At 63.6% G+C, this 11,888-nt stretch carries 15 protein-coding genes; 4 read left to right on the forward strand and 11 right to left on the reverse strand.

Annotated elements, in window-relative coordinates; genetic code table 11:
- The 6 genes from RMO23_RS19060 to RMO23_RS19085 all read right to left on the reverse strand — a co-directional run.
- A partial coding sequence (locus tag RMO23_RS19060) for a VOC family protein (protein ID WP_309684630.1) occupies positions 1-273 on the reverse strand: 273 nt, incomplete at its 3' end.
- A 182-nt stretch (positions 274-455) separates the two neighbouring features.
- Positions 456-1,394, reverse strand: coding sequence for a hypothetical protein (locus tag RMO23_RS19065; protein WP_309684632.1), 939 nt, complete (start codon positions 1,392-1,394; stop codon positions 456-458).
- A gap of 98 nt (positions 1,395-1,492) precedes the next feature.
- The gene (locus tag RMO23_RS19070) at positions 1,493-1,924 is read right to left on the reverse strand and encodes a DUF1810 domain-containing protein (RefSeq protein WP_309684634.1); all 432 of its coding nucleotides are present in this window, start codon (positions 1,922-1,924) and stop codon (positions 1,493-1,495) included.
- A 10-nt stretch (positions 1,925-1,934) separates the two neighbouring features.
- On the reverse strand, positions 1,935-3,032 hold the full coding sequence (locus tag RMO23_RS19075; protein ID WP_309684637.1) for an exo-alpha-sialidase: 1,098 nt from the start codon (positions 3,030-3,032) through the stop codon (positions 1,935-1,937).
- A gap of 43 nt (positions 3,033-3,075) precedes the next feature.
- The gene (locus RMO23_RS19080) at positions 3,076-3,345 is read right to left on the reverse strand and encodes a MoaD/ThiS family protein (protein WP_309684640.1); all 270 of its coding nucleotides are present in this window, start codon (positions 3,343-3,345) and stop codon (positions 3,076-3,078) included.
- Between the two features lie 9 nt (positions 3,346-3,354).
- A complete protein-coding gene (locus tag RMO23_RS19085; RefSeq protein WP_309684643.1) occupies positions 3,355-3,837 on the reverse strand; it encodes an aminoacyl-tRNA synthetase in 483 nt (160 codons plus the stop codon).
- A gap of 133 nt (positions 3,838-3,970) precedes the next feature.
- Here RMO23_RS19085 and RMO23_RS19090 point away from each other — a divergent pair, with 133 nt between their 5' ends.
- The 4 genes from RMO23_RS19090 to priA all read left to right on the forward strand — a co-directional run bounded on the left by RMO23_RS19090 (position 3,971) and on the right by priA (position 9,186).
- Positions 3,971-5,278: a class I SAM-dependent methyltransferase gene (locus RMO23_RS19090; RefSeq protein ID WP_309684645.1), complete on the forward strand. Its 1,308-nt coding sequence runs from the start codon at positions 3,971-3,973 to the stop codon at positions 5,276-5,278.
- A 71-nt stretch (positions 5,279-5,349) separates the two neighbouring features.
- Positions 5,350-6,459, forward strand: coding sequence for a uroporphyrinogen decarboxylase (hemE, locus tag RMO23_RS19095; protein WP_309684648.1), 1,110 nt, complete (start codon positions 5,350-5,352; stop codon positions 6,457-6,459).
- A 49-nt stretch (positions 6,460-6,508) separates the two neighbouring features.
- Positions 6,509-6,838 carry a hypothetical protein gene (locus RMO23_RS19100; RefSeq protein WP_309684650.1) on the forward strand — a complete coding sequence of 110 codons (330 nt, stop codon included), beginning with the start codon at positions 6,509-6,511 and terminating at the stop codon, positions 6,836-6,838.
- Positions 6,835-9,186: a primosomal protein N' gene (gene priA / locus RMO23_RS19105; protein ID WP_309684653.1), complete on the forward strand. Its 2,352-nt coding sequence runs from the start codon at positions 6,835-6,837 to the stop codon at positions 9,184-9,186. Before RMO23_RS19100 ends, priA begins: the two co-directional genes overlap by 4 nt.
- A gap of 138 nt (positions 9,187-9,324) precedes the next feature.
- Here the strand turns inward: priA and RMO23_RS19110 are convergent, their stop codons facing one another.
- The 5 genes from RMO23_RS19110 to RMO23_RS19130 form a co-directional block, all read right to left on the reverse strand.
- Entirely contained in the window at positions 9,325-9,747 is a 423-nt protein-coding gene (locus tag RMO23_RS19110) for a type II toxin-antitoxin system VapC family toxin (RefSeq protein WP_309684656.1), read from the reverse strand.
- Positions 9,744-9,995, reverse strand: coding sequence for a FitA-like ribbon-helix-helix domain-containing protein (locus RMO23_RS19115; RefSeq protein WP_309684658.1), 252 nt, complete (start codon positions 9,993-9,995; stop codon positions 9,744-9,746). Before RMO23_RS19115 ends, RMO23_RS19110 begins: the two co-directional genes overlap by 4 nt.
- Positions 9,996-10,121: 126 nt before the next feature.
- A complete protein-coding gene (locus tag RMO23_RS19120; protein ID WP_309684660.1) occupies positions 10,122-10,676 on the reverse strand; it encodes a hypothetical protein in 555 nt (184 codons plus the stop codon).
- Between the two features lie 125 nt (positions 10,677-10,801).
- The gene (locus RMO23_RS19125; protein ID WP_309684663.1) at positions 10,802-11,137 is read right to left on the reverse strand and encodes a DeoR family transcriptional regulator; all 336 of its coding nucleotides are present in this window, start codon (positions 11,135-11,137) and stop codon (positions 10,802-10,804) included.
- Positions 11,138-11,176: 39 nt separating this feature from the next.
- A partial coding sequence (locus RMO23_RS19130) for an AEC family transporter (RefSeq protein ID WP_309684666.1) occupies positions 11,177-11,888 on the reverse strand: 712 nt, incomplete at its 5' end.

The following is an 11,888-nucleotide window of genomic DNA, read 5'->3' on the forward strand; positions in this document are numbered from 1 at the left end:
CTGGCCGGGATCGGCCCAGTAGCTCAGCCCACGCTCGCGGATGCGGCCGAAGATCTGGTCGAACTCGTCCTCGCTGACCAGAAAGGCATAGTGCATCACCGGGAAGTGGCCCTGGTCGCTGATGAAGTCGAGCGTGACGCCGTTGTCGAGCTCGACGCCGTGAAACGGGCCAAACCTGACGGGCGCCGGACGGTCGAGGATTTCGGCCAGGAAGGCCGCCGAGGCCTGCGGATCGCGGGCCGGAACAATCGTGTGATTGAGTTGAATGGACATGGTGCTCCTTGAATTCAGGCAAGTGGCGCGCGCTCTTGGAGTACGTTTTTCGGGTATAGATTTTTTCAACAGAATAGACTGACAGGTCATTCATTTGTCGCGATTGAGCGGCTGCAGGCTACCAACGACAATCAACGGGATACTTACGGATATCTTCATTTCGCGTTAACCACGTGCTTTATTTAGTCACGAATTACTGGAGTGGGACTGTCAAAAGCGACACGGTGAATATCCAAAGGGTCGCTTTCGTTTGGGTTACGCGCTAGCCGGCGTTCAAGTAGTCGATTCACTTTTTCATTTACCTTTGGCCGACGTGACTCTGACGGGCCAAATGCATTGAATGCATCGGCATCTACTAACGGAGCCACGAACTCGCCTTGAAAACGAGCACCTCTTACGGAGGCAACGATGCGAAACTTACTAATCGCAATCGCTGGAGTAGATCCACGAACAGCTGACAATAACCGCAGGAGATCTGCTGTAGGACTATCGAATCCAATCTGAAGTCTCAAATACCTTAGCGAGTTGTTCGTTGCGTCTTCACGTGTCAAGAATATTGTCGGAGTTATGGAGAACCGACCGGCGAGTTCCAATATCCGTACGGCCATCTTGTCTCTATCGGCCAGTGGCGCAAACGCAGGCAAGTCACGAAAGACTTGGCTCAATCTGGCATTGCGAGCGTTACTCGCATCTTGAGTTCGCTGAGAAATTTCTTGTCGAAAAACCTGCAGTTGCTTGCCCGCTTTACCAATTACCGTCGTTTGGACTGGTTCAGTGACGAGGTAGCGGCCTTCGCGAAATGACGAATTCAGGGAAACCGCATAGCTGCCCGCAAGATCCACGGAGGATGAATAGCAAACCACACGATGAACATCGTGGTCAAACTCGATTGAGTGCAACACAACGCCAACTTTTGGCAGGACGTCAATCGCGTCCCACAATAGCGAAAACGCGGCATCCGAACTTGCAAACAGGATACGCAGAGACTGTATCATTTCAACGAGACCATTGCTGTATTCCTCGGGTGAGTCAGCAGCAAGGCTGTTGAACGGCAGAAAGTTCGATGCTGCCAAGATCAAGCTTCCGTAGCAAAAGTTTCGACGTTTGATGTGCTGGATCATGGTTTGTGGTTTCCGGATAAGTTGGTCTGGACTGTTAAAAATGCACTATAGGCGACTCAACTCTCGGTCGGCTCAATCTAACCTCGCCTCACCATCTACTACCCCAGCAATTCCAGCGTCCTCGCATCGCCTTCCCCGCCAAAATACCTGACCAGCGCCCGGTTGAATACCGGCTCTTGCGGCGCCACCTGCGCATACAAGGTCATGCACGAGCGGAACTTGAGGTTGTCCGGCGAGCCAAAGATTTGCAGCGCCGTTTTGCCCTCAACGGCGACGACGAGTTCGCTGCACGCCTTCAGGCGCGGCCCGAGCACCGGGTGCTGCCAGTAGGCCAGCGCCTCGGCCCGGGACGCGATGCCGAAATGCTGGGCGGTGGCGCTGTGGCCCAGCGCCTTCAGTTGCGCAAAGACAAACCACATCCAGTGACTGGTCTTGGCGCCGGCCGCCAGTTCGGCGCAGACCTCGGTGTAGACCGGGTCTTGCGCCAGCACAAAACGCTGCAGGTCGTGAGGATCGTTTGGGTCGGCCATGGGGTTGCGGCTAGTTGACAAACTGCAGCGCCGCCAGCGGCGGCAAGTCGCGCGACAGGCAATGCCAGGCCTCGCCGGCATTGGCGCTGAGCCAGAGCCCGCCGGTGGTGGAGGCCATCGCCAGGGTCTGGCCGTCGCTCGCCACGTCCAGTGCATGGCGGTAGACCAGATGGTAGGCCTGGCGCTGCGGCAGGCCCTCGCCCAGCAGCTGAAAGCTGGCGCCACCGTCATCGCTGCGCGTGACCACCATCCGGCCATCGACCGGCACGCGCACGGCGTCGGCCTGCGCCGGCACAAACCAGGCGCGTTGCGGATTGCGCGGGTCGCAGGCCACGGCAAAGCCAAAGCCCGAGGGCTGCGGCGCGGTAATGGCCTGCCACGTCTGCGCGCCATCGCTGGAGCGGTAAATGCCGCAATGGTGCTGCACCCACAGCACCTCGGGCTGGGCCGCGCATTGCACCAGGCGGTGCACGTCCTGGATGTTTTCGTCATACGCGCTTTCCTCGGGCATGTAGTCGGCCCGCATGCCGGCCGCCGTCAGCACCCAGCTGGCGCCGCCGTCGCGGCTTTGCCAGACGCCGCCGCAGGAGATGGCCAGGGTCAGGTGCCGGGCATCGCGCGGGTCCACCAGCACCGAGTGAATGCCGGCATGGTCATAGCCACCGCCCAGCCAGCCCTTGCGCCGGGGCTCTTCCCACAGCGCGGTGTTGAGCGCCCAGCTGGCGCCGCCGTCGGTGGACTTGAACAGGCCGGCCGGCAGGCAGCCGGCCCACAGCGTGCCGGGCTGGTCCGGGCCGCCGGCGGCCAGCGTCCAGATCAGGTCCACGCTCCAGGGCGTGGCGTCATCGGCCCAGGGGCCTTGCGTGGGCTTGGCCGGAAAGGCCGGTGCGGCGATCTCCTGCCAGCTCGCGCCCTGGTCGGTGCTTTTGCGCAGCTTGACGCCAAAGTGGCCCATGCGCAGCGCGGCATACCAGGCGCCGTCGCGCGCATCGGCCAGCACCTGGCTGACCGGGTCGCCGGCGAAGTGGTGCGCGGCAATCTCCCAGCGCGCGCCTTCGCCCTTGATGACGAACAGGCCCTTGCGGCTGGCTGCCAACAGTGTCTGCATGAGGGGTCTCCTTTACGGTTGGGCCAAGGGTCGGGCCGGCAGTTCAGCCGCCGGTCAGGGCCTGAATCACCAGCACCCGGTCGCCCGCCACCAGCACCTGGTTCAGACGGACCCGGTCCAGCACCAGCTCGCGGTTCACAAACACCGCCACATGCTTGCGCACCGCGCGCTGGTCGTCAAACACATAGTGCGCCAGCTCGGGCGCCGCCTGCAGCGCGGCCTCCAGCACCTGGCGCAGGCCGCCGGGCCCCACCGATTGCGGCGGGCAATCGACATGGCGGCGCAGGCTGGGGGCAAATTCCACGGCGACCATGGGCGGCTTTCAGGGGTGCGGATGCAGCGGCGCGGCCGCCTCGGGCCTGGCCACATGGTGGTGCTCCAGCCGGTGGACCACTTCCTTGACGATGGCGTACATCAGCGCGCGCTCGGGGCTGGGGTGGTCGGTCAGCGTGACCGTGGTGCCGCCGGCCGTCACCGTGCCGCCCGCGCAGCCCGGGGTGCCGCTGTTGCCACTGTTGCCACTGTTGCCAACGCTGCCATCGGCTTCACCGGCCGGCGCAAAACTCAGGGCCACGCGGTAGCGCGCCAGCAGCGGCCCGCAGGCCTGCCAGTCGCGCGTCCACTGCGGCAAGACCTGGGCCTTGTCCCAGAGCGAGCCGGCGCTTTCATAGCATTCTTCAATATGCTGATGGCCCAGCAACTGGGCCAGCTGCCGCTCCTTGGCGATGCAGCTGCGAAAGTACTCCTGGTCGTTCATGCGCATGGCCGTGCCCTTTTCCTGAATCAAGCCAACGATCATGCCCATGGTAAAGCTGAATCCGGGCCGTGCCTAGGGCTGGTCCACACCCGACCGCAAGCGCGCGGGCACCCGGGGCCCTGCCGGCGGGGGACAATGCAGGCTTCGCCTTGTTGCCTCTTTTCCTCTTCTCAAGATACTTATGCCTGACAACTACTTAGCCGAAGTCCGGAACCAGTACGAGGCCCTGCCTTACCCGCCGTGCAACCCGCAAGACGAACTGCAGCGCCTGGCCCAAACCTGGCTGGAAGACCTGCCCATGATCAACCACTACTGCTTTGCCGGAAAGCAGTCGTTTCAACATGGTTTCCGGGCGCTGGTGGCCGGCGGCGGCACCGGAGACGCCACGATTTTTCTGGCCGAGCAGCTGCGCGCCAGCAACGCCCAGGTCGTGCACCTGGACATGAGCCAGGCCAGCATCGCACTGGCCCAGCAGCGGGCACGCCTGCGCGGCCTCGGCAACATCAGCTGGGTGCATGATTCGCTGCTGAACCTGCCCACGCTGGGGCTGGCGCCCTTTGACTACATCAACTGCAGCGGCGTACTGCACCACCTGGCCGACCCCGACGCCGGCTTCAGGGCGCTGCGCGGTGTGCTGAAAGACAACGGTGCCATGGGGCTGATGGTGTATGCCACGGCGGGCCGCGCCGACGTATACCAGATGCAGGCGCTGATGCGGCTGGCCAACGCCGGGCAGCACGATACGCAACGCAAGATCGCCAACACCCGCGACCTGCTGGGCAGTTTGCCGCCCAGCAACTGGTTCATGCGCAACGAGCCGCAGCACCATGACCACAAGGCCGGCGATGCGGGCATTTACGACCTGCTGCTGCATTCGCAGGACCGCTCCTATTCGGTCGGCGAGCTGTTTGACTGGCTCGGCGATGAAGCGGGCGGCCACGGCATGCACCTGGCGTTCAGCGATGTGCAGCGCGGCCGCTCCCCCTATTTGCCGCACATGGTGCTGGGCAGCAAACCGCCCGCCATGGCCGCCGGCTTGCGGCAAATGCCGCGCCGCCAGCAATATGAAATGGCCGAGCTGATGATTGGCAACATCATCACCCATTCGCTGTACCTGACCAGAGATGCCCGCTGCACGGCGCCCTATGGCGACCCGCAATACATTCCCTTTTTCTTTCACGAACCCCTGACCGGCGAGGTGGCGGCCGAAGTCTTTGCCAGCAACCGGGGCCAGCCGTTCCAGCTGGTGCACCATCACTCGGGCGTGACGGTGCGGGTCAACCCCGGCAAGTACGGACCGCAAATCCTGCGCCTGGTTGACGGCCGGCGCAGTTTTGGCGACATTTTTGAGCAGTTTCGCGCCGACTGGCGCGGCCAGGCCGCCGCGCCCGACAACGCGGTGTTGTTCGCCGACTTTGCCGAATCCTATGAAACGCTCAACGCACTGGAGCGCCTGCTGCTGCGCCACCCCGACGCGGGCGCAGCCTGAGCACCCCTGCATCGCATCAGGGCCTTGCCGGCACCTTCAACCCGGCGCCCCACACCTGAGACAATCTGGCCATGTTTGCTCCTCTCCAAAACGACAGCTTCCTGCGCGCCTGCCTGCGTCAGGCCACCCCCCACACCCCGGTCTGGCTGATGCGTCAGGCGGGTCGCTACCTGCCCGAGTACCGCGCCACCCGCGCCAAGGCCGGCAGCTTCATGGGCCTGGCCACCAACACCGACTACGCCACCGAAGTCACCTTGCAGCCGCTGGAGCGTTATCCGCTGGATGCCGCGATTTTGTTCAGCGACATTTTGACCGTGCCCGACGCCATGGGCCTGGGCCTGTCGTTTGCGCTCGGCGAAGGCCCGAAATTTGCCTCGCCGGTGCGCGACGAGGCGGCGGTCGCCAGGCTGCAGGTGCCCGACATGAACAAGCTGCGCTATGTGTTTGACGCGGTCACCTCGATCCGCAAGGCGCTCCAGGGCCGGGTGCCGCTGATCGGCTTTTCGGGCAGCCCCTGGACGCTGGCCTGCTACATGGTCGAGGGCGCGGGCTCGGACGACTACCGGCTGGTGAAAACCATGCTGTATCAGCGCCCCGACCTGCTGCACCAGATGCTGGCGATCAATGCCGACGCGGTGGCCGCCTATTTGAATGCGCAGATCGACGCCGGCGCCCAGGCGGTGATGATTTTTGACAGCTGGGGCGGCGTGCTGTCCGATGCGGCCTTTCACGAATTCAGCCTGGCCTACACCCGGCGCGTGCTGGCGCAGCTCAAGCGCGCGCATGAGGGCGTGACGATTCCGCGGCTGGTGTTCACCAAGGGCGGCGGCCTGTGGCTGGAGGTCATGGGGCGGCTCGACTGCGAGGTGCTGGGGCTGGACTGGACCGTCAATCTGGGCCAGGCGCGGGCGCGTGTTGGCGAGCACGGACCGCACCCCAAGGCGCTGCAGGGCAACCTGGACCCAAATGTGCTGTTTGCCAAGCCGGCCCAGATCGAGGCCGAAGTGGCCCATGTGCTGAACAGCTTTGGCACGCCGCACAGCGACGCCAGCCAGAGCGGACCGACCCATATTTTCAATCTGGGCCACGGCATCAGCCAGCACACCCCGCCCGAGAGTGTCGAAGTGCTGGTCAACGCAGTGCACGCTCACTCTCGCAGCATGCGCGCAGCGCGGGCCTGAAACCCGCCTGCTGACAGCCCAGCGCGGCAACTGGCGGAATTTTCCGGCCATGACTAGCACAAAAATAGCCCCTGCCCGGCCGACTTATGCACAAAAAAAATATAGCGGCGCAGCTATCGGATCTATGTGGGCCAGCGCACGCTATCAAAGCCATAGCAGCGCTAAGTCATTGATTTATATGGACTCTTTAAACTGCTTTTTTTTCGGGCAGATTAACAAAAGCCTTGATTTACGGGGCTTTGCGGCGGTCGGAAGCAAACTGTCAACAAAGTTATCCACAGAAAATTGGGAAATCTTCAAAACGGTGTCAAATCAAGGACTTAGCGCATTGTCTGAATGTAACTTTGAAGAGATACCCAGAACTGGGGACCCCAAATGACTTACTGGCTCCAGGTGGTGGTGGCCACGCCGGCCCACAGCGCCATCGCCGGGCCGCTGACTTACAGAAGTGAGTTGCCACTAAGCCCCGGCACCCTGGTGCGTGTGCCGCTGGGCAAACGCGAAGTGCTGGGCGTGGTGTGGGCCGCCTTGCCCGACAGCGGCGAGTTGGCGCCCGAGCAGGCCAAGAACGTCGCCAGCGTGCTGGAGGGGCTGGCGCCGCTGAACGCCACCTGGCGCCAGCTGGTGACGTTTGGCGCGGGCTACTACCAGCGCTCCCTGGGCGAGGTGGCACTGGCCGCCCTGCCGCCGCAATTGCGCGACCTCAGTACGCTGCAGCTGGCGCGCCGTCTGAAGCGCCCGGTACGCGACACCAGCCACCCCGAAGACGCTAGAAATTTGATAGCACTCTCCGCACAGCAGACAAGGGCCATGGCCGAATTTGAGGCCGAAAACGCGGCTGGCAGGCGGCCCGCCCTGCTGTTTGGCGCCACCGGCAGCGGCAAAACCGAGGTCTACCTGCGCGCCGCCGCCCGGGTGCTGGCGCAGGACCCCGGCGCCCAGGTGCTGGTGATGGTGCCCGAGATCAACCTGACGCCGCAGCTGCAGGCCCGCTTTGAAGCGCGCTTTGCCCACCTCGGCAAGGAACGGGTGGTGCCGCTGCACAGCGGACTGACGCCGGCCCAGCGCCTGAAAAGCTGGCTCGCCGCCCATGCCGGCCAGGCCCGGCTGGTGCTGGGCACGCGCATGGCAGTGCTGGCGTCCATGCCCCGCCTGCGGCTGATCGTGGTCGATGAAGAGCACGACCCGAGCTACAAGCAGCAGGAAGGCGCGCGCTATTCGGCGCGCGACTTGGCGGTGTACCGTGCCAAGCTGGAGAGCTCGCCGGAATACGCGGGCGGCGCGCAATTTTCCGCCGGGCCGCCCCCGAATCCACCAGCAGGGGCCGCGGAACCGGCTTTGCCGGGCCACCAGCGCAGCGTCCCTTCGGACGGCAGCGAACCACACGAAGCGACAAGCGTGGGGGGCGAGTCATCCCCGAGTCCACCAACAGGGGCCGCGGAACCGGCTTTGCCGGGCCGCAGGCGCAGCGCCCCCTTGGGGGGCAGCGAACCACACGCAGTGGGGAGAGTGGGGGCCATAACTTGCCGCGTCATGCTGGGGTCGGCCACGCCCTCGCTGGAAAGCTGGCAGGCGACGCTGGTGGGCCGCTACCAGCGCCTGAATATGGAGGAACGCATCGGTGACGATTCCGCGTTACCAGTCGTCAGAAGAGTGGACATGAACCACCAGCCCAAACACAGCGTCATCGCGCCGCCGCTGCTGGACGCGATTGCCCAGCGCGTGGCGCGCGGCGAGCAGTCGCTGATTTTCCTGAACCGGCGCGGCTATGCGCCGGTGCTGGCCTGCCACGATTGCGGCTGGAAAAGCGAATGCCCGCACTGCAGCGCCTACCGCGTGTTCCACAAGATAGACCGCACGCTGCGCTGCCACCACTGCGGCTTCACCGAGCGCGTGCCGCGTGCCTGCCCGAGCTGCGGCAACATCGACATCGCGCCCGTGGGCCGCGGCACCGAGCGGCTGGAAGAACACCTGGCCGAGCTGCTGGCCGGCGTCTTGCGCCCTGAGGGCGACGCCGTGCGCATTGCCCGGATTGACGCCGACACCACGCGCCTCAAGGGCGCGCTCGAATCGCAACTGGCCAGCGTGCATGCCGGCGAGGTCGATGTGCTGGTCGGCACGCAGATGATTGCCAAGGGCCATGACTTTCGCCACATCACGCTGGTGGCCGCCATCAACCCCGACGGCGCGCTGTTTTCCAGCGACTTTCGGGCGCCCGAGCGCCTGTTCAGCCTGCTGATGCAGGCGGCGGGCCGGGCCGGCCGCGATGCCAGGCACAGCGCCGCCAGCGAGATGTGGGTACAGACCTTTCACCCCGAGCACCCGCTGTTTGAAGCATTGAAGCGGCATGACTACCCGGCCTTTGCCGCCCGGCAACTGGCCGAGCGCCAGGCCGCCGGCATGTCGCCCTTCGGCTTTTCAGCGCTGGTGCGGGCCGAGGCACGCACCCAGGAAGTGGCCCAGGGCTTTTTGAACGCCGCCGCCGAGGCCGCGCAGATTCTGCAGATCGAGGCGCATGAACATGTCACGCCCTACCCGGCGGTGCCGATGACGATTCAGCGCGTCGCCAACATCGAGCGCGCCCAGATGCTGGTGGAAAGCCCGTCACGCGCCGCGCTGCAGCGCTTTCTGGCGGCCTGGCAGCCGACGCTGTTTGCCACCCGGCAGCAGGGCGAATTCAAAAGCCTGATCCGCTGGGCGATTGACGTGGACCCGTTGGCGATCTAGTTTTGGTGATTCGATGCTATTTATTTGCTAGCCGACAGCGCCCGTCTGATCTGGGCTGGAAGCTATTTTTAGCCTGAAAACGGCCGTAGAACCCACCCGAGTGGGCTGCCATGTGGGCTGGCAAGGCGTGGCGGGCTACTAGCGATCAAGCCAAGGGTTAAGCAGTTCAATGCCGGTGCCTTTGAAGTCGCGCACATTACGGGTCGCCAAAAGAAACCCTTGAGCCGACGCGATGGCGGCGATAGCCCCATCGGCAAAACTGATCTGGTTTCCGACCGCCTGCGCACTGGCATTGATCCTGGCGAAGGCTTCGGCAGCTTTTTTGTCGAAGACAAGAATTCGCCCTTCAAACAGCGGCATCATTTGAGCCGTCAACGCCTGCTGCAGTTCGCTACGTCGCCGCCCCTGAGGCAGTGCCTCGATGCCGGCCAGCAGCTCGGCCAGGTTGACCGTCGTGAGGTACAGGGTTTCAGGCGCCTGGCGGTCGAGCCAATCGAGCACAGCCGGTTCTGGCGAAGGCTTGAGGGGTTCCGACACGACATTCGTGTCCAGAATAATCATGAATCAAAGTTCGCGGTATCAAAGCTGGCGGGTACAACCGGGCTGGCGTCGCGTTGCAAGTCAAGTTCCACGCCGCCCAGGCTGCGGCCCATCGCAGCCAGCGCCGAACCGATACCGACTTTGGGACGCACTGCGTTTTCAAGAATGTGCCGAATCTCAGCTTCGGTGCTGCGGCCATGCTGCGCGGCGCGTAACTTAAGTGCCCGGTGGGTTTCGTCGGGCAGGTTTCTCACGGTGACGGCTGACATTGATATCATTCCTTCTTTATGAAAGCAATGATAGCGTTTCAATTAATTGATGTCAACGCGCTTCAACCCGTTGTCGGCCCTCTGAGGCGCGTTGCTTTTGGGTCAAGTTGTCGTTGCCTTCTTGGCTCAGGGCGCAGATTGTGGTGTAGGCTGTGAAAGCCGGGGCCGAAACAGGCGGAGCTGCAGCCATTGCAAACCGTGGACGGCGACCTTCAGGACGGGGACTGCCACTACCAGCAGACCGCGCCCGATCCAGACAAGCGGATAAAGCAAGACGTAGGCAAGCAAGGTCCAGCCCAGGATTTTTCCCAGCAGCGGCGGGATGCCGAGCATCCTTGCCAACTCTTCAAAGACGCTGCTCAACAAGCCAGGGTGCCGAATGACGAGATAGGCTGTGCCAGCCTTGACGCCGAAGCGCATGGCCTGTCGCCCCAGCGTGCTGCGGGCGAGCAGCGGCCGAGCCAAGAGCTTTGTGCGTTGAACGAGGCTCAGTTCCTGGGTAGAACCGGTCACCACAGCGGTCCCCTTCAGCAACTTGAACACCTTTGCCGCACTCACGATGCCCACCACGTCGACACCTGCCCAGACCAGATCAGCCATTTTCAATTGTTCGTCCAGCGTTACCTTTCTCTCCACGTTTTGCACACCGGAGAAGAATAGCGACGTCACACCTACCAGCACACGCTCGGTCTGTATCCAGTGCGCCTGCCCCTGCTTGTCGATCTCAAACTGCCCCAGGAACTGGTGTCCGTCGAAAAGGACTTGGTGGATGGCATGCCGGCCTCGGCTTTCGGGGCCGTAAATCTCTATGGGTGGCGGATCGCCTGCGGCCGGTTGGTTACGCTCGGGAACAAACCGCGTACGCCAACCAGGTCGACAAAGCGCTGAATGTCCTTGCTATTGAGTTTGCCCAGAAATACCGGATCAAGGTGATAGCGACCGTTCGCCTTGATCAGGGGAAGATAGGCAAAGCGCTGGTTGAGGTCGCGCTGGATGGTTCGCAGGTCTACGCCGAACTCTGCCGCCAGGGCGGATGGGTCGAGCGTGCCACCCTGGTTCAGCTTGATGAGAATCTGGCTGAGCCGTCGGGCCAGGGTGTCGTGGCTTGATCGCTTGCTTGATTTCGGAAGAAGTTCAGACATAGGGTTGACTTCGCTGGGAGGGATGGGCGTTGGACAGAATCAACTCAGCCAGGCCACAGCCGCCGAAAAGCTGAAAAACGCCAGCACCGTGGACAACAAAATAATGCGCGCAATGCGGCCGTTGTCGGCGCCGAAGCGCTCGGCCAGCATGGCCACATTGCTGGCGCTGGGCAGCGCCGCCACCAGCACCACCACGGTCAGGGTGAAGCGGTCCAGCGGCAGGCCCATCGCCATCGCCCCCAGCCCCACCAATCCGACCAATATCGGGTGAAACACCAGTTTGATGAGCGCCACGGGCAGGTAGTCCAACAGTGGCGTGCCTGTGGTGCTATGCATTTGAGAGCGCGCCAGCACCGCGCCAATGGTGAACAGGGCCACCGGCGAGGCCGCATCGGCCAGCAGGCTGACCGTTCCCATGATCGGCTTGGGCAGGGCCAGGCCCAAGCCGGACGCCAGGCCGCCCAGCACAATCGCCCAGGGCAGCGGGTTGGTCAGCACGCCCTTGAGCGCCAGCCGCGCCGCCCGCGCCACACCGTGTTCCTCGGCACCGTCCAGGCGCGACAGCGCGATGCACAGTGACGAGGTGACCAGCATGTCCACGCTGATGGTCACGATGGTCGGGCCGGCCGCAGGCGCGCCCAGCAGGGCCACCAGCAGCGGCACGCCCATGAAGCCGGTGTTGGGAAACGCCGCCACCAGCGCCCCGAAAGCCGCGTCGTTCCAGCTCATGGGCCGTCCCGCCAGGCCCTTG

Origin of the sequence: Polaromonas sp., assembly GCF_031411155.1 — a bacterium.
Lineage (GTDB): Bacteria > Pseudomonadota > Gammaproteobacteria > Burkholderiales > Burkholderiaceae_C > Polaromonas.